Source organism: Sutcliffiella halmapala, assembly GCF_050107295.1.
Taxonomy (GTDB): Bacteria; Bacillota; Bacilli; order Bacillales; family Bacillaceae_I; genus Sutcliffiella_A; species Sutcliffiella_A halmapala_A.
Map to the genome: position 1 here is coordinate 1 of NZ_JBNIKR010000019.1, position 17,775 is coordinate 17,775.

The 17,775-nt window shown below is 45.2% G+C and carries 13 protein-coding genes and 1 riboswitch; of the genes, 8 read left to right on the forward strand and 5 right to left on the reverse strand.

The features are described from left to right. Positions 1-263: 263 nt before the first annotated feature. Positions 264-1,814: an ABC-F family ATP-binding cassette domain-containing protein gene (locus ACQCT5_RS21550; RefSeq protein ID WP_499645017.1), complete on the reverse strand. Its 1,551-nt coding sequence runs from the start codon at positions 1,812-1,814 to the stop codon at positions 264-266. 325 nt (positions 1,815-2,139) lie between these two features. On the opposite strand from ACQCT5_RS21550, the gene ACQCT5_RS21555 reads away from it, so the two are divergent. The 5 genes from ACQCT5_RS21555 (at position 2,140) to ACQCT5_RS21575 (ending at position 8,769) form a co-directional block, all read left to right on the forward strand. Continuing rightward, entirely contained in the window at positions 2,140-3,162 is a 1,023-nt protein-coding gene (locus ACQCT5_RS21555) for a S16 family serine protease (RefSeq protein WP_499645019.1), read from the forward strand. Positions 3,163-3,501: 339 nt separating this feature from the next. After that, complete coding sequence (locus tag ACQCT5_RS21560; protein WP_499645021.1) at positions 3,502-5,691, forward strand: DNA topoisomerase III; 2,190 nt, start codon at positions 3,502-3,504, stop codon at positions 5,689-5,691. Positions 5,692-5,807: 116 nt separating this feature from the next. Then, positions 5,808-6,827 (forward strand): STAS domain-containing protein, encoded by a 1,020-nt coding sequence (locus ACQCT5_RS21565; RefSeq protein WP_499645023.1) that lies wholly within the window; start codon positions 5,808-5,810, stop codon positions 6,825-6,827. 164 nt (positions 6,828-6,991) lie between these two features. Then, the gene (locus ACQCT5_RS21570; protein WP_499645025.1) at positions 6,992-7,549 is read left to right on the forward strand and encodes a DUF3231 family protein; all 558 of its coding nucleotides are present in this window, start codon (positions 6,992-6,994) and stop codon (positions 7,547-7,549) included. Positions 7,550-7,671: 122 nt separating this feature from the next. After that, entirely contained in the window at positions 7,672-8,769 is a 1,098-nt protein-coding gene (locus tag ACQCT5_RS21575; protein ID WP_499645027.1) for a PRK06851 family protein, read from the forward strand. Positions 8,770-9,125: 356 nt separating this feature from the next. Here the strand turns inward: ACQCT5_RS21575 and ACQCT5_RS21580 are convergent, their stop codons facing one another. Further along, positions 9,126-9,923: an endonuclease/exonuclease/phosphatase family protein gene (locus ACQCT5_RS21580; RefSeq protein WP_499645029.1), complete on the reverse strand. Its 798-nt coding sequence runs from the start codon at positions 9,921-9,923 to the stop codon at positions 9,126-9,128. Between the two features lie 4 nt (positions 9,924-9,927). After that, positions 9,928-11,568 (reverse strand): PTS transporter subunit IIBC, encoded by a 1,641-nt coding sequence (locus ACQCT5_RS21585; protein WP_499645031.1) that lies wholly within the window; start codon positions 11,566-11,568, stop codon positions 9,928-9,930. 309 nt (positions 11,569-11,877) lie between these two features. Between ACQCT5_RS21585 and ACQCT5_RS21590 the strand changes: the two genes are divergently transcribed. The 3 genes from ACQCT5_RS21590 (at position 11,878) to ACQCT5_RS21600 (ending at position 15,019) form a co-directional block, all read left to right on the forward strand. Next, the gene (locus ACQCT5_RS21590) at positions 11,878-12,384 is read left to right on the forward strand and encodes a hypothetical protein (protein WP_499645033.1); all 507 of its coding nucleotides are present in this window, start codon (positions 11,878-11,880) and stop codon (positions 12,382-12,384) included. 399 nt (positions 12,385-12,783) lie between these two features. Next, a riboswitch (SAM riboswitch) is annotated at positions 12,784-12,889 on the forward strand. A gap of 87 nt (positions 12,890-12,976) precedes the next feature. Then, a complete protein-coding gene (locus ACQCT5_RS21595; RefSeq protein ID WP_499645035.1) occupies positions 12,977-14,038 on the forward strand; it encodes an LLM class flavin-dependent oxidoreductase in 1,062 nt (353 codons plus the stop codon). 45 nt (positions 14,039-14,083) lie between these two features. Beyond that, complete coding sequence (locus ACQCT5_RS21600; RefSeq protein WP_499645037.1) at positions 14,084-15,019, forward strand: ATP-grasp domain-containing protein; 936 nt, start codon at positions 14,084-14,086, stop codon at positions 15,017-15,019. Positions 15,020-15,071: 52 nt separating this feature from the next. Here the strand turns inward: ACQCT5_RS21600 and ACQCT5_RS21605 are convergent, their stop codons facing one another. Together ACQCT5_RS21605 and ACQCT5_RS21610 are read right to left on the reverse strand one after the other, a co-directional pair. Next, entirely contained in the window at positions 15,072-16,424 is a 1,353-nt protein-coding gene (locus ACQCT5_RS21605; protein ID WP_499645040.1) for a YjiH family protein, read from the reverse strand. Between the two features lie 154 nt (positions 16,425-16,578). Continuing rightward, positions 16,579-17,610, reverse strand: coding sequence for an HD-GYP domain-containing protein (locus ACQCT5_RS21610; protein WP_499645042.1), 1,032 nt, complete (start codon positions 17,608-17,610; stop codon positions 16,579-16,581). Between the last annotated feature and the right edge of the window lie 165 nt (positions 17,611-17,775).

Below are 17,775 nucleotides of genomic sequence, written 5' to 3' on the forward strand. Positions count from 1 at the left end.
ACATCCTCCATCGGTCCATTACGTTTACTCATTTGGACTCCTCCTTTGATACTTCTATGATAATATCTTTTGATTGAGGTGTCCAAATGAGTTAGGGGGCTAAATAGATATCAACGAAATTTTCCGGATATCAACGAAAAACTCTTGGATATCGATAAAACGCATTTTACGACATAATTCGACAAATCCAGCAAGGTCCCCACAATAAAAAAAGCCGCCCGAAAGTCCTCTCTTGCATGACTTTTTCGGACAGCTTGTATCAATTATTTCTGCTCGGCCCATTCCTCGACGTTCCATACCTTTGTTACCCAATCCTCATAGAAGCTAGGTTCGTGGCAGACAAGAAGGATGGTGCCTTTGTAAGCTTTGATGGCACGTTTCAGCTCTTCTTTTGCTACCACATCCAAGTGGTTGGTCGGCTCGTCAAATAGGAGCCAGTTGCTCTCATGCATCATCAGCTTGCAAAGACGGACCTTCGCCTGCTCGCCACCGCTCAATTGGCTCAAGGGACGGGAGATGTGTTCATTTTTCAGACCACAGCGCGCCAGCACGGCACGGACCTGGTGCTGATCCAATGCAGGGAACTCATTCCATACATCATCGATCGGTGTTAGGTCTTTCGCTTTTACCTCTTGCTCGAAGTAAGAAGGGAATAGGAAATCCCCGCGAACAACGGACCCGCCAAGCGGATCGATTTTACCCAAAATCGTTTTTAAAAGAGTGGATTTACCAACCCCGTTGCATCCGACAATGGCAATCTTATCGCCGCGCTCGATTTCCATCGTAAGCTTCGGCAATAGTGGATCAGCATACCCGATTTCAAGATCCTTTGCTTCCACCACATAACGGCTGCTGGCACGGGATTCCTTGAATTCAAAAGTCGGCTTCGCGGAAGTTTCCGGACGATCGATCCGTTCCATGCGGTCCAGTTGCTTCTGACGGCTTTTCGCACGTCCTGTCGTGGAGTAACGCGCTTTATTTTTCGCAATGAAGTCCTCTTGCTTCTTGATGAATTCCTTCTGCTTTTCATACGCGTTGATATGCTGATTTTTATTCAATTCCGCAAGCTCCAGGAATTTCTCATAGGAAGCCGTGTAGCGGGTCAATTTTGAAAATTCCAGATGGAAGATGACATCGACGACGCCATTCATAAACTCCGTATCATGGGAGATTAATAGGAATGCGTGAGGATATTCCTTCAGATAAGAGCTTAACCAGCGGATATGCTCGACATCCAAATAGTTCGTCGGCTCATCCAGGAGCAATACTTGCGGCTGTTCCAATAACAGCTTCGCCAAAAGAACCTTCGTACGCTGTCCGCCGCTTAGGGCAGCAACGTCACGGTCAAGTCCGATTGCATCCAAGCCAAGTCCCCGGGCTGCTTCCTCCACCTTGATATCGAGATTATAAAAGCCGCCGGCGTCCAGATGGTCCTGAATTTCTCCCATCTGTTCCAAAAGCTCTTCCAATTCCTCAGGAGTTGCAGTACCCATCTTGTCCGTGATTTCGTTTAATTCTTTTTCTTTTTCATAAAGTGGAAGGAACGCATCGCGCAGTACATCACGAATCGTCTTTCCAGGCGTCAGGACCGTATGTTGATCCAAATAGCCATAATGCACACTTGGCGTCCATTCCACGCGGCCTGTATCGTATACTATTTCCCCAGTAATAATATTCATCAACGTGGATTTACCAACCCCGTTCGCGCCAACCAATCCTACATGTTCACCCGCAAGCAAGCGCAGACTAACATCCTTGAATAACATGCGGTCGCCAAAACTGTGGCTCAACCCATCTATGCTTAATAAACTCATTCTCGTATCCATCCTATCTCTAAGAGCGTGTTCAAAAAGGAGGATAAAAAGAGCAAAGAAGTTCGAGGAAGCGAAGTCTCGAGCACCGCAGCGTATGATTTATATACGTGAGGAGCGGAGAGACAAGCTGACGTAGAAATTCGAAGCTAATTTTACCGGACTTTTTGAACATCCTCTAAAATATCTACTTTTCATCATACTAAATTCTGCTAGGAAAGGAAAAGAGAAGTTTCTTCCTATTATCGTTATTTTTTTGAACTATTCCCACCCCACTTCATATAAAATAGAAAATAGAGAAAATTGGAAGAGAAGGGGTCCTTACTAGATGAGAGAAAAAAGAATTGCATTGGGAATCGTTTTAGCCTCATTACTTTTAGTGGGATCGGCATTCATCCCTACAGGATACGATGTATTATTTGCCGACGAACCGATTATGCTGGATGAACTTGTCGAATATGAGGATGGCTATGAGCTTGATGGGGAAATAGGGATGACGTATGTATCCTCGCTCGAAAACGTGGTATGGCCTTTTCTACTTCTTGGGTTGCTGTTCGAAGAGGGAGTGGATATCGAACCTGCTGCCACGGAGGAGCTGGATATCGATGTGGAGGATCTTCATTATCAATATGAAATGATGATGGTCCAGTCCAAAATCAAGGCAGAATACAAAGCAAGAGAATATATGGAAGAAACACCGGATCTCAATTTGAGTGGGTTCTATCCGGCCTATCTCGAGCCTGATTGGAAATATAAGAATGAGATTGAGGTAACTGATCTTCTAGTAGGAGTCGATGGGGTGGAGCTCGAATCCTATGAACAGCTCGATCAACTGATCCTTGCTAAGGAACCGGATGAAAAGACAGTATTGACGGTAATGAGGGATGGGGAACGGAATGACATCGAGGTTCGAACCTATCCGGAACGCGACTATTACAACAATACGTTCCTTGGCATGTACGTAGAAGAGGTGTTTGAGCTGGTGGAGGATGAACGGATCGCCTTCAACATTGAAGAGATCGGTGGACCGAGCGCAGGCTTGATGCTGACCTTGACCCTGATCGAAAAGATGACAGAAGAGTCGATGCTTAAAGGCAACAAGATAGCTGGAACTGGGACAATCGAAATGGACGGTTTCGTAGGTCCTATCGGCGGAGTCAAACAGAAGGTCATCGGAGCAGATCTCGCTGGCTATGAATATTTCCTTGTACCAGAAGACAATGATTATGGAAACAATGAAGAAATAGCAAAACAGACGGTAAAAGAAGAAGGACTGTCCATCAAGCTGATTCCGGTCGGCTCATTAGAAGAGGCGGTCGCGGAATTGAAAAAGCTGCCGGAAAAGAAATAGAAGCCAGTCTGAGAGGGCCATCTGGTCTTCTCTTCTTTTTTTGACTAGCTCCATACATTATGCCAAGATGATGGAAGGAATAGGCTAGTTTCGGTTTGTGCCAGGAAAACTAATTATAACTTTTCCCCCTGTGGGTTGGAGTGCAGGGGGTGAGACTCCTGCAGGAATTAGCGGTAGGCTTGAGACCCCACAGGCGAAGCCGAGGAGGCTCAAGCACCGCCCCGCGGAAAGCGAACCCCTCTCGCTGCAACCAACAGGGGTGTTTAACTCAGATACTTGTTAAAAACATCTATCTTAACGAAACAGCCATGTAATAAGAAACGAAGGGATTTGTATTCAATGTCAAAAACAGTAGTACTTGCAGAAAAGCCATCTGTAGCAAGAGATATAGCACGCGTATTGAAATGCGGAAAAAAAGGGAACGGGTACCTGGAGGGAGACCAGTACATCGTTACTTGGGCACTCGGCCATCTGGTAACATTGGCAGACCCTGAAGCCTATGACGCCAAATACAAAGCATGGAAGCTCGAGGACCTTCCTATGTTGCCGAACGAAACGAAGCTGGTCGTCATCAAGCAGACAGGCAAGCAATACAATGCGGTCAAAGCACAGCTGACAAGAAAAGATGTCAAAGAGATCGTCATTGCAACAGACGCAGGGCGTGAAGGGGAGCTTGTTGCCCGTTGGATCCTGGAAAAGGCCCGCATCCAAAAGCCGATCAAGCGTCTCTGGATCTCATCTGTAACAGACAAAGCCATCAAGGATGGATTCAGTCGCCTTCGGAATGGGAAGGAATATGAAAACCTCTATTACTCGGCAGTGGCCCGCGCTGAGGCGGACTGGGTAGTCGGGATGAATGCGACCCGCGCGCTCACCACGAAATACAATGCGCAGCTGTCATGCGGTAGAGTGCAAACACCGACACTTGCAATGATTGCCAAAAGGGAAGAGGAAATACAGAGCTTTGTGCCAAAGGAATACTACGGCATGAAGGCACTCACGGAAAAAGGCTTCCAACTCGTATGGCAGGATGCGAAAACAAAGGAACGACGCAATTTTAACAAAAGTGAAATCGAACGATTGTATGGACAGGTGAAAAATAAGCAAGGCACCATAACAGAGATCTCTAAAGCGGAGAAGAAAAGCTATGCCCCGGCACTTTATGATCTGACTGAATTACAGCGTGATGGCAACCGGATATTCGGCTACTCTGCCAAAGAAACCTTGTCCATCCTGCAGCGCCTGTATGAGCAGTATAAAATAGTCACCTATCCTAGAACGGATTCCCGTTTCATTTCTACAGACATGGTCGACACATTAAAGGAGAGGGTAGAAGCTGTTCGTGCCCATTCCTATAAATCAGTTGCCTCAAAAATTTTATCCAAGCCAATCAAAGGCAGCAAATCGTTTGTCAACAATGAGAAAGTAACGGATCACCACGCCATCATCCCGACGGAGGAAACGGTGCTCTTAAGCAAGCTTTCCGATAAGGAATACAAAATCTATGACCTGATTGTGAAACGCTTCCTGGCAGTATTAATGCCGCCATTCATCTATGAGCAGACGTCTGTTACAGCTACACTTGGCCCGGAGCAGTTTGTGGCAAAAGGGAAAACTGTCATCTCCCAAGGGTGGAAAGAGGTGTTCGGATCGCTTGAGGAGCAGGAAGATGGAAGCGATGGCTATACTGACCAGCTGCTGCCAAGCTTGAATAAAGGGGACTCCCTGTCTATCAGGAAAGTGGAAATCACCACAGGCAAAACAAAGCCTCCGGAGCCTTTTAACGAAGGTACCCTGCTTTCTGCCATGGAAAATCCGGTGAAATATATGGAGCAGTCCGACCGCGAGCTGATCAAAACGATCGGGGAAACAGGCGGTATCGGAACGGTAGCAACCAGAGCGGATATCATCGAGAAGCTTTTCAATAGCTTCCTTATGGAAAAGAAGGGGAAGGGTCTCCATATTACTTCAAAAGGAAGGCAGCTCTTGAATCTGGTGCCGGAGGATCTTAAATCTCCTGCCCTGACCGCAGAATGGGAGCAGAAGCTTGGCCTGATCGCCAAAGGGAAGCTGAAAAAAGCGGATTTCATCAATGAAATGAAGGCCTATGCCAAGGAAATCGTCCATGAGGTGAAAAACAGCTCAGAAAAATTCAGGCATGACAACATTACAGGCAAACGCTGCCCGGATTGCGACAAGCCGATGCTGGAGGTAAACGGCAAAAAAGGCAAAATGCTCGTATGCCAGGACCGTGAATGCGGCCATCGCAAGAATGTGTCGAAGGTGACGAATGCAAGATGCCCGAAATGCCGGAAGAAGCTGGAGTTAAGAGGCGAAGGGGAAGGCCAGATGTTTGCCTGTGTCTGCGGCCATCGCGAAAAATTGAGCACCTTCCAGGAGCGCCGCAAGAAAAATGACTCCCAAAAGGCGTCCAAGCGTGACGTGAATCAATATTTGAAGAAACAGAACCAGGATGAGCCGGTCAATACTGCGCTTGCTGATGCCCTGGCTAAATTGAAGTTGAAATAAGATTGAAGAGGAGGGGTGCTGCTAGAAGCGGCACTCCTTTTTGGTAATAACATATTATTTAATGTTCCGAAAAAGATAGTTTATAATAGATTTATAAACTACAAAGGAATGGTTTAATGAGCGCTCAACATAAATTGAACATAGAGGGGCTTCAATTTGAATGGAATCTGGATAAGGGGGAATTCCTCTTTGAAGGCGAAGACTCTGTTCTTTTTTGGATATCCTCGGCAATGAAAGCATTTTTCGATACCATTGAAGAGGTATCGGGAGCAGAATCCACCTGCCTTGTAATGGAGTCGACAGGCTATCGCCAAGGAGCGGTAGTTGGAAAGTACTTCGAAAACATGACAGATATCAGCATTGAGAAAATTGCGGGCTTAATAACAAATACGTACGCCTCCGCTGGTTGGGGAAAAGCCTATATTCACGATCTGCATGTGGAGAACTACAGTCTTACCGTTCATTTAAAGGATGATTGGGAATACAAAATAAACAAGGCGCAAGGAAAAAAGAAAGGCGGCATTTTCCTGGCTGCACACTACGCCGGTATCTTTACAGGCCTTTTCAAAACGGATATTTGGTACAAGGTCGTCCAGTCCCAAATTGAAGGGCATGAATACTCCATCATTGAATATTTCCCTCAGGAAGTAAATGTGGCAGAAAACATTCATGGCCTTGCACGCAGAAAAGAAGCGGAGCAGATCGCGAAGCTCGAAGGCCTGGTCCAGGAAAAAACAAAAGAACTGAAGGAGCTTGTCCAAACCATTTCCTCACCGATCATACCGGTCCTCGAAGGAATTGTGGTCGTTCCACTTCTAGGCAAATATGATGAAGAACGGGCAGATGAGCTCATAGTCAAGACCTTATACAATTTGCCAAAGCATAAGGCGAGCTACCTTGTCCTTGACCTGACAGGCATTGACCAGAATCTGACCACCTATACAGCAAGCATGATCGAAAAGCTGGGGTCAGCCGCGGAACTGCTCGGAATCAAGACCATCTTGGTCGGGATCTCCGCACAACTGAGCATGGAAATTACAAAGTCTGATATTGACCTGAACCATTTTGATTTCTTCCAGTCCCTGCAGCATGGCATTCATTTTGCCCTTGCGCAGAACGGACGGAGGATCATATAAATATTGACATAAGTATTAAGATTAGAACAAGCACAGCGCCATCTTTCTTCAGATGTTGCTGTGCTTTTCTTATTTTTTAAACCTCTATCCCTCGCAATCGACAATTGTAAAATTTACATTTTTTTAAAAATTTTTGTGGATACTAAAGGAAGGAGGTGAAAAAAATGCCTAATCCATTTGAAGCAGTATGGAATACCTTAAAAATTGCAGTTGATAATGTTGATGAACCGCACACACCCCTACACGTCATGGAAGTCGGAGATTGTTGGAAATATATCACGATGATGGAAGAATTCATCCGTTATGAGGAAATTGGATTGAATACATCCACCGACGATGAAGTCAAGGAGATGTTAGTGGATGTAATTGCTTTATGTAAAGATCAGGTGGGAAAATTGAGTAAATTTATGACAAAAGAAGGAATACCATTACCGGATGTCACTTCCGCAAAGCCTGAATCCAATTCCATGGAAATTCCGTTGGGTGTCAAATTGACCGATGATGAAATTACCAACGGGATTGCCTTTAAGCTAGTTTTATGTATGCAAGCCGCAGCAGTAGGTCAGGCTAACTCCATACGTAATGATGTGGGTATTATGTGGCTTGGGTTTTTCTCCGATTGGGTGACGTTTGGAACCACGTTAAAAACCTTAATGCGCAAACGTGGTTGGATCAAAGTTCCACCATATTATTATCCCCCAGGTTCTCCGAAGCACAACTAATGAACCTCAATTATTATAATATGGAGTCACATGTATTAGGCAATCACCTATTTCTTATCCCCTGCATATGGTAAAAAGGATAGCTTTATGTCAATTATCCTACCAATGAAGGGGTGTTATTTTTGGCAGGGAAAGTGTTGAATTATTATGCTGGCGGCAATACGGCACGTGGATTTTACAGTTTATATGAATCAAACATAGAGGGCTTGGACCGGATTTTCATCCTGAAGGGTGGTCCCGGTACTGGGAAATCCTCCCTCATCAAAAAAATCGGCAAGGCATGGAACGAAAAAGGCTATGACATCGAATTGTTGCATTGCTCCTCCGATACAAAATCAGTCGATGGCCTCATCATCAGGGAACTCGGTGTCGGCATTGTCGATGGAACGGCACCGCATGTCATCGAACCGAAAGCACCAGGGGCCATTGAGGAATATGTCAATTTAGGAGAAGCTTGGAATTCCCGTTTCCTAAAAGAATATAAGACCGAAATAATGGAACTGGCCCAGAAAAAGAAGCAGGCCTATCAGGCAGCCTACCAAACGTTTGCCAGAGCCTTGAAGGTCCATGATGACTGGGAGCGCTATTATATCCATAATATGAGTTTTGAAGCTGCGAATGAGCTAACCCTATCACTGATAGATTCCTTATTTGAAGGGAAGAGTCTGGATAAAAAAGCCGATGTCCGCCACAGGTTCCTCGGTGCAGCCACACCAGAAGGCGCAAGGGACTGTGTACCAAACCTGACAGAAGGTTTGACGAACAGATATTTCATTAAAGGACGTCCCGGATCAGGAAAGTCGACGATGCTGAAAAAGCTGGCCAAAGCAGCCGAGGATAGAGGCTTTGATGTGGAAGTGTACCATTGCGGCTTTGATCCCTACAGTTTGGATATGATCATTTGCCGCGAGCTCGGATTCGCCATTTTTGACAGCACGGCCCCGCACGAATATTTTCCGGAGCGGGAAGGCGATTCAATTGTCGATATGTACGAAATTACCATCAGAAGTGGAACTGACGAGCGCTATGAGAAAGATATCCAGCTCGTCAAAGATCGCTACACAGAAGCCATGAGCGATGCTATCGGGAAGCTTGCCGAAGCAAAAAGCTGGCATGAAAAGCTCGAAGCAATCTACGTAAAAGCGATGGACTATAGCGTAGTGGATGAATGGACGATGAAGATTCAGGCGGAAATAGAGGAGATTGCAGAATCGAAATAGGCACTACAATGTACTCCGAAAGTCAGCTTTGTTGGCTTTCGGGTTTTTAATTTTACTGATAAGGGGGAGAGGGGGAGGCGCGAATTTTGTCACTTTTTGCTTGCGGGCGGAAGCATGCCTTTATCGGGCGGAAAATTTGATTTCCGGGCGCAAACCTCCCTTTTCCGGGCGGAAATCAAGATTACCGGGCGAAAAACGTTCATTTCCGGGCGCAACCGCAAAATCGGTGATATAAAGAGTATGTAATTTCGGTGCCGCCATCCTACATAAGTCCGAAAACCACCTTCCGACAATCGCAATCGCTTTAAAAATACCTAAAAATAGCCATCCGCACAAAACGGATGGCCCACTAACATCTATATCCGAACCCGTACCTCCACACCAAAGTGATCGGACACGACCTCTTTATTTTCCCCGTTAAACACCACCCGCGACGAGTCTACTGCAACCTGCTCGCTTGCCAGGATAAGGTCGATCCGGAGATCCTGCTTGTTCTCATCCCAGCCGGCAATTTTGCCCCGCACTGTGATGCCGGAATCCTTCTCCTCAGCAAGGAGGTATGTGTCATACAAACCATACTCCACTGTCAATAGCTCATAGCCTTCCCCTTTGATATGGGCACTGTTATTGAAGTCGCCCATCAAGAAAAATGGAGCAGAGCCTGATTTCACCTCAGAAAGAAGCTGGTCGATCTGATAGCGGGCAGGCTCCTCTTCATCAGTCCACCAGCCTAGGTGACAGGTATAGAAGGCAAGCTCCCTCTCGCCATATTCCACCGTCACGCCAACAATCTTCCTGGTTTTCCAATAGTCCGTATCCTCACCCTTGGAAACAAAGAAAGAATGGGACTCAACAATTGGAAGCCTCGTCAGGATTGCAAGCCCTTCTTCATATGTGTCATATCCCATATGGGCGAAATCCCAGACTAGTTGATAGTCGGGGACTCCAAGCTTCGCAAGCTCCTGCTGCAGCACAAGGCCGAAGTTGTTTTCTTTTATATTATCTTGAACGAGGGGCGCATCGATGCTCTGACTAACCTCCTGAAGAGCAATGACATCGTATGCTTTTTCCTTGATGGTTTGGGCGAGATGCTGAATTTTCTCCATTTGATTCTCTTCCTGCCAGGAGTGGCAGTTTAAGGTTAGTAGGTTCATTCTATTACGCTCCTAACAAATCTTGGATATCCGATTTGATTACATCGGCTTTTGGTCCGTAGATGGCCTGGACGCCTTTGTCTTTAACAATTAGTCCAAGTGCGCCATTTTCTTTCCATTTCGATTCCACTGCTACCTTCTCACGATCTTTTACCGTTACACGAAGGCGGGTCATACATGCATCCACATCGTCAATATTGCTTGCTCCACCTAATAATTCGATGATCGCAGGTGCCAAGGAGTCATTTGAAACAGTTGCAGATGAACCGCCAGCGCCTTCCTCCTGCTCGATATAGTTCCCGTTGCGGCCAGGCGTCGGGAAATTGAATTTCTTGATCAGGAAGTTTGCTACTGCAAAGTTTAATCCAAAAAATACAAGACAAGCAATCACAAAGTTAACAAGGTCGAGCCAAAGGCCAGCTTTTACAATCATCGGAGTACGAGTCAAAAGCTCGATCACACCAAAGGCATGGACACGGATGTCGATTACATCCACGATTGCAAAGGCAAGTCCTGTCATGATTGCATACACCACATAAAGCAATGGAGCGGCAAACATGAACATGAATTCAATCGGCTCTGTTACACCAGTCAGAAATACTGCAAGGCCAGCAGAGAAGAACATGGACTTGTACTTTTTGCGCTTGTCCTTGTCCACATTGCGGTACATCGCATACGCAATACCGATCAATGCTGCGCAGGAAAGAATCATTTGTCCCACTTTGAAACGCGCTGGAACGACTTCTTTCAACAGTGCTTCATAGGACTCTTTATCCCCGGCAGATAGATAGTTGTTCAAATCCGCAATCCAAGCAAGCCATAGTGGATCTTGACCATATACTACCTGGCCGGCATTGCCGCCGGTCGCAATCGTATACGCTCCACCAAGCGCGGTATAGTTCATTGGTACCGTTAACATATGGTGCAATCCAAATGGTAATAACAGACGCTCTAATGCACCGAAAATGAATGGTGCAATAATTGGAGCCGTGTCACGGGAAGTTGCAATCCAACGGCCAAAGTCATTCAGTAAGCCTTGAATGAACGGCCATACAAGAGATAGTACGATTGCTGCAACGACAGATCCGACAATAACTACGAAAGGTACGAAACGTTTTCCATTAAAGAAGGATAGCGAATCAGGTAATTTACTATAGTTATAAAATTTATTGAATAGGTTTGCGCCGAGGAAACCGGCAATGATCCCGACGAATACTCCCATGTTCAAAGCAGGTGCACCAAGAACAGAAGTGAAATAATCGCCTACAATCAATTCCTGGCCGAATAGTGACGTGAAAGTCGCTTCCGGATCAGCAAGCATATCATTATTTACCCCAAAAATAGCTCCGGTAATACGGTTGATCAATACGAATGCTATCAATGCTGCGAACGCACCGCCAGCACGTTCCTTCGCCCACGATCCACCGATCGCTACAGCGAATAGGATGTGCAGATTGGTAATGATGGCCCAACCGATATCCTCCATCACTCTTGCAATCGTTTGCACAAGCGCGATGTCTCCACCAGTCATGCCAACCAACTTGCCAAGGGAAATCATAATACCAGCAGCTGGCATAACTGCCACTACGACTAGCAACGCTTTCCCGAATTTTTGCCAAAAGTCGAAAGACAAAAAGTTCTTCATATTAACAGCCTTCTTTCTTCATATGTAGTATATAAAACTTGAAAACGAATTCATTTTTGTGCAATTTTAATGCAACTTTAGTGCAACCGTTTGCATTTTTCTATTGTAAGAGATGTCCTATCACAATGCAAGTAAAAAATTTAACATTCATCTAAATTTAACAAAGTATATTTATTTGTAAAAAGTGTTATTTTGAGAAAATTATTTATTGGCGCAATAGTCTTTCTTTCGCGGATTCCCTATACATCCATTTAGAAAAGAAGTAAACTATGTACCGTACGAAGATGGACAATAAAGGAGAACCTATACATGAAAAAATGGATGAGCATACTATTGACAGCTTTAGTTAGCATCGCTGTTTTGGCAGGATGCAACACTGAAAATAAAAATGATTCAAAAGAAACGGAAGCAAGTGCAGCTTCTGATAATGATAACGATAGCAAGGAGATTACAGCATTAGTCGGTCTTCAAATGGAAATGATCCATACCATCCGCAAAAATTTAGAACCTGTGACAGCATATGAACAATCCCAAGATGCAGCGTTGCAGGAACAAGCGGTATCCTCGAGCAAACTTATTGCAAACGAGCTTCGCGGACTGGAGATCCCTTCCGACTTAAGCAAAGAGCTTCAAGGAGATATGAAGGAATCCGTTGAATTGCTTGCACTTTATTTCGAGGAGCGGGCGGCAACATTAAAGCCTGATGCAGACCTGACAGCAATGGAAGCGGCATTTGCAGCATTCCATGAGAAGATCGGAGCAACATTCGAAAAGGCTGGATTGCATGCGCCTAATTTCGAGAAGGATGTAAACTAATTACATTATAAGGAGCCACCTGTCGAAGAAATTGCGGCAGGTGGCTTTTTTTTGCTATATCTCCGAGGTTGTTGCCCTTGAAATCGGATTGCTTTTCACGTTATGCACAAAAAACAATGGTTTACGCGCAAAAATATAAATATATGCACAAAAAATTAATTTTATGCACAAAAAATCAGATTTACACTTAAAAATGGGTGTCTTATGCACAAACCGCAGGATTCGCCAATATTCGCCATAGTTCCCAGCGGACAACATCATTCAATCTATAATTGACCAAGCAACTCACAACATATCTCTAACTTCTACCGCATAACATAGCACAGACATATTTAGCTATCCGAAAGACTTGTTTAATCCTGAGTTTCATGATAGGATTTATCTAAATTAATAGTTATTTTCTTATCCAGAGAGGTGGAGGGACTGGCCCGATGAAACCCGGCAACCGCACAGGTGTGTGCAGGTGCTAATTCCAGCAAGACAATTTGTTCTTGGCAGATAAGTAGATGGACGGGTTCCCATTCCAAACTTCTTCTTATCGAAGAAGTTTTTTTATTTGCCAAAACGACTACAAACGAGGGGAAGATAGGGGATGAAGTTTGGTTTTTGGTTACCGATATTTGGCGGTTGGTTGAGAAATGTGGATGATGAGCAGATGCCGCCTACCTTTGATTATGCAAAAAAGGTCATTCAGCAGGCGGAAGGGCTTGGCTATGATACGACATTGATTGCAGAGCTATTTTTAAATGATATAAAGGGTCCCCAGGAGGATAGCCTGGAGGCTTGGTCAACGGCTGCGGCACTTGCTGCTGTGACGGAGAAAATCGAGATCATGACTGCGATTCGTCCCGGCTTCCATAATCCTGCGATAGCGGCAAAAGCGATTGCAAATATTGATCATATCAGCAATGGACGCCTTACCTTGAATGTCGTTTCTGCTTGGTGGGAGGAGGAAGCGCGGCAATATGGCGGCATTTTCACCGAGCATGATGAACGGTATGAACGGACGAAGGAGTTCATTGATGTGCTAAAAGGGCTGTGGACCGAGGATTCCTTCAGCTATGACGGCAAGTACTATCAGCTAAAGGAAACGAAGCTTTTTCCAAAGCCTGTGCAGCGTCCTAATCCGATCCTCTACGCAGGGGGCGAGAGTCCGAAGGGGAAAGAGGTCATCTCCTCCTATTGTGATGCGTATGTCATGCATGGCGGAACGGTGCAAGAGGTTGCCCGCAAAATAGAAGAAATGAAAGAGCGCAGAAGAAACACCGAGCACCCTCCTTTCCATTCGTTCGGGATGGCAGCCTATGTCATCTGCCGCGATACAGAGGAAGAGGCACAGCAGGAGCTTGCTAGAATAACAGATGTGAAGGAGTCCAGTGCCTATGCTGGCTTCAAGGATTTCACCAGCAAGTCGCAGCTGGAGCAGCAGATTCAGTTGCAGGACTATTCGGTATCCAATAGAGGGCTGCGGCCTAACCTGATCGGTACACCGGAACAGATTGCTGCGAAAATAAGAGAGTATGAAGACGCTGGCGTGGACCTGCTCCTGCTTCAATTTTCCCCGCAGCTGGAGGAAATGGAACGCTTTGCCCAAAAAGTGATGCCCCTGGTGGTAAATGAGTCACGGCTTGCCCAAACAGAGCTGCAAAAATGAGCATAAGCTGTACTAGGAGACTTGCAGAAATTGGAGGAAGATACGATGAAAAAGATATATATCCTACATGAAAACAAAGAATGGACCAACCATTTGACCGATAGATTAAAAGAATTGGACCTGCCATTTGAGGAGTGGCACCTGGACGAAGGGCTTGTTCCATTGGTCGAGGCCCCGCCTGAAGGGGTATTTTATAACAGAATGAGTGCATCCTCCCACACAAGGGACCACCGCTTTGCACCGGAATTGACGGGGGCAGTGCTTTCGTGGCTTGAGCATCATGGCCGAAAAGTGTTGAACGGCAGCCGTGCGCTTCAGCTTGAATTGAGCAAGGTGAATCAGTATACAGCCCTTGAGAAACAGGGGATTCGCACACCGAAAACGATTGCGGCAGTCGGAAAAGCCAATATAATCGAGGCCGCAAAGAAACTGGGATCCGAGGCGTTCATCACGAAGCACAATCGCGCCGGAAAAGGGCTTGGCGTCCAGCTTTTCCAATCCACGGCAAGCCTTGAGGAGTATTTGTATGGGCCGACCTTCGAGGAACCGGTTGATGGGATCACGCTGATCCAGGAGTATATCGAGTCACCGGAATCCTATATTACAAGATGCGAGTTTGTAGGTGGCAAGTTCCACTATGCGGTGAGGGTCGACACGTCTGAAGGCTTTGAGCTTTGCCCGGCAGACGCCTGTCAGATTGGCGATCTGTTCTGTCCGGTCGGGGAAGAAGTGGAAGAGAAGCCGAAGTTCCGCATTGTCGAGGATTTTGTCGATCCTATCATTGAAAAATACGAGGCATTCCTGAAAGAAAACAACATCCAGGTTGCCGGAATTGAATTTATCCGAAACGCAAATGGCGAAATTTACACCTATGACGTCAACACAAATACGAACTACAATGCCGATGCCGAAAAAGTGGCAGGGAAATTCGGCATGCTGCAATTGGCAAAACTGCTTGGTGAAGAGCTGGAACGAGTATAATCAAAAAGGTGCCTGACCCTTTGAGGGGTCAGGCACCTTTTGCATCTTTTTTTTAGAAAAAGATATGCGCCATGATTGCGATGACTGGCAGCGTAATCAATGTACGCAGGATGAAGATGATGAACAGGTCCTTGAATGATACTGGTACCTTGGATCCAAGTAATACGCCACCGACCTCGGAAAGGTAGATAAGCTGTGTCACGGAAACGGTTGCGACCACAAAGCGGGTCAGTTCGCTTTGAATATCGGCACCCAAAACGGAAGGCAGGAACATATCGGCAAATCCGACCATCATGGTTTCGGAAGCCGCCTTCGCCTCAGGAATCTGCAACAGTTCCAATAGCGGGATGAATGGTACTCCCAACCAAGTGAATAGCGGCGTATTTTCCGCTAAAATGAGGGCGATTGTACCGAACGCCATGACGATCGGCGCGACACCCATCCACATATCAAGGACGTTTTTTCCGCCCTCGATGAAGAATTTGCTGATGCTTCTATTTTTCGCAGCACGTTCCACAGCCAGGGAGAAACCCCATTTTAATGGTGTGTAACCCTCTGGAATCAATTCTTTCTCTTCTTTTTCCTCACCGTTGTAATAGGTATCAGGCTTCCAGGAAAGTGGCGGAATACGCGGCATGATGATGGCAGCAACCAGTCCTGAAAGTGCAACCGTCACGTAGAATGGAACAAACATTTTCGCAAGGTCGACCTGGGATATGACAATCAGACTGAACGTAATGGAAACAACGGAAAAGGTCGTCCCGATAACCGCCGCTTCACGCTTTGTATAGTAGCCCTCTTCATATTGCTTACTCGTCAATAGCACCCCGATTGTCCCATCCCCAAGCCAGGAAGCCATCGTATCGATGGAGGAGCGCCCTGGTAGAGTGAAAATCGGTCGCATGATTTTCGTCAACAAAGCCCCGAAGAACTCCAATAATCCATAATTCAAAAGCAGAGGTAAAAATAATCCGGCAAATAGGAAAACGGTTAATAGAATAGGAAGGAGTTCAAATAATAAAAGTCCTCCAGTCACGTCACTCCAAACAGCCTCTGGTCCAAGCTTGAACAATGTCATAATGGCAAAAACCATTCCGACAATGCGTGTCACTGTCCAGAACAAGGAAACATTCAACAGTGAATTGAAGAAGCCAGGTTGTTTCGTATAAGAAGGCTTCGCGAGCTTTGTAAAGACAGTCGCAATAGCAGTAATGGTAATGATGGCTGTCATGATATATGGTATTGTGCCTCCAAGCTGATCTTGCAGCTGCCCGGATAGAATGGCAATAGGTATGGTGATTTCATCCTTATAGGAAATGGGGAACATGAATAACAGGATCCCGATTAGTGATGGAATAAGAAATTTTAAGATATCAATCGTGCGATAAGATGGTGTATTTTTCAATGTAGATTCTCCTTATGCGTAAATATGCAACGTTAGTTATTTTAATACATTTCTCCTATTTTTCAAAGGTAGTTATTGGAAGAGGTGAAAGTTTTCCCTTTTACTTTCCCTAAAAGTAACGAAAACAAACCCAAAAAAGATACCGGAGATGACTTTAGTTGGCAAAATCCAGTATCTCCAGCTCTTTATGCTTTCTGAGATCAATAAAATGATCATCGATTTTAATGATTGGCAGATGAGGCTCATCCGTATGGATAAAAATGATTTCTCCATGCTTACCATTGTTTAATAGCACTTCATCGCGAATATGATTGGAGAAAATGTATCGGACGAAAGGATAAACAATAGCAGGATTGATGCGATTATAGCTTGCTTCTTGTATCAGGATCTTGCTTGTGACAAAAAGATTCTGTTTTGGCCGGTAGCTGCGTTCGGACGATAGGGCATCATACATGTCCGCCACGGAAAGTATCTGTACAAAATAAGGAATCCTTTCATGCTTGATCCCGGTTGGATAGCCGCTGCCATCAAGACGCTCATGATGCAGCAATGCACCCTGTAGGATATGGGGATCAATCGTTTTATTCTTCCGCAGAAGCTCGTAGCCCAGTGTCGTATGCCTTTGAATTTCGTTCCATTCACTTTCCGTCAGACGCCCCGGCTTTTGCAGAATGGTTTTGTCTATCAATAGCTTTCCTACATCATGAAACAGACCCATCTGACCAAGGAGTTTTATTTTTTCCTTGTCGAGACCCATGATTTTACCTATCAGGGACGCATATATGCCCACATTCAGGCTGTGCGAATATGTATAGTTATCATAGCTTTTTACTTGTTCAATATATCGAATGAATACAGGATCCTCGACCAGCTTGTCCACCAAAGGTGCAAGCATCTGATGAATCTCTTCCAATGGAGGCAGATTTTCTCGTTCCATTTTTGAGAAAATTGTCTGAAACGCGCTGACACTATTATGGTAAATATTTTTCACATGCTGGAAATAATCCTTGGAAAGGTGATGCGGCTGCTCCACCAATAGACGCTGGTCAAAATAGTAGTCATGGTTCTGCAGACTTTCCACATGCTTTTTAGTCAAGATAGTGCCTTTTTTCAACAAAAGATTTCCTGATACAGAATAGATGTCATCTATTAGGATTTTACCGATATGTTTTGAGGAAATTCTCATAGCATTCTACCTCGCCTAAACCTTTAATAATACTCTTATCACATCGATTTTAACATTTACAGGCCAATAAATCTATATTTTTCAAAATAGTCAGCAAATTATTTTCGCAGTATAATATTTGAAATATCCTGAAGGAATACTATAGGATAGGATTCAAGACATAAA

Bases quoted from the DNA above. Each gene is read 5' to 3' on its own strand.
- ACQCT5_RS21550 (WP_499645017.1), bottom strand. From the start codon at position 1,814: ATGAGTTTATTAAGCATAGATGGGTTGAGCCACAGTTTTGGCGACCGC.
- ACQCT5_RS21555 (WP_499645019.1), top strand. From the start codon at position 2,140: ATGAGAGAAAAAAGAATTGCATTGGGAATCGTTTTAGCCTCATTACTT.
- ACQCT5_RS21560 (WP_499645021.1), top strand. From the start codon at position 3,502: ATGTCAAAAACAGTAGTACTTGCAGAAAAGCCATCTGTAGCAAGAGAT.
- ACQCT5_RS21565 (WP_499645023.1), top strand. From the start codon at position 5,808: ATGAGCGCTCAACATAAATTGAACATAGAGGGGCTTCAATTTGAATGG.
- ACQCT5_RS21570 (WP_499645025.1), top strand. From the start codon at position 6,992: ATGCCTAATCCATTTGAAGCAGTATGGAATACCTTAAAAATTGCAGTT.
- ACQCT5_RS21580 (WP_499645029.1), bottom strand. From the start codon at position 9,923: ATGAACCTACTAACCTTAAACTGCCACTCCTGGCAGGAAGAGAATCAA.
- ACQCT5_RS21585 (WP_499645031.1), bottom strand. From the start codon at position 11,568: ATGAAGAACTTTTTGTCTTTCGACTTTTGGCAAAAATTCGGGAAAGCG.
- ACQCT5_RS21590 (WP_499645033.1), top strand. From the start codon at position 11,878: ATGAAAAAATGGATGAGCATACTATTGACAGCTTTAGTTAGCATCGCT.
- ACQCT5_RS21595 (WP_499645035.1), top strand. From the start codon at position 12,977: ATGAAGTTTGGTTTTTGGTTACCGATATTTGGCGGTTGGTTGAGAAAT.
- ACQCT5_RS21600 (WP_499645037.1), top strand. From the start codon at position 14,084: ATGAAAAAGATATATATCCTACATGAAAACAAAGAATGGACCAACCAT.
- ACQCT5_RS21610 (WP_499645042.1), bottom strand. From the start codon at position 17,610: ATGAGAATTTCCTCAAAACATATCGGTAAAATCCTAATAGATGACATC.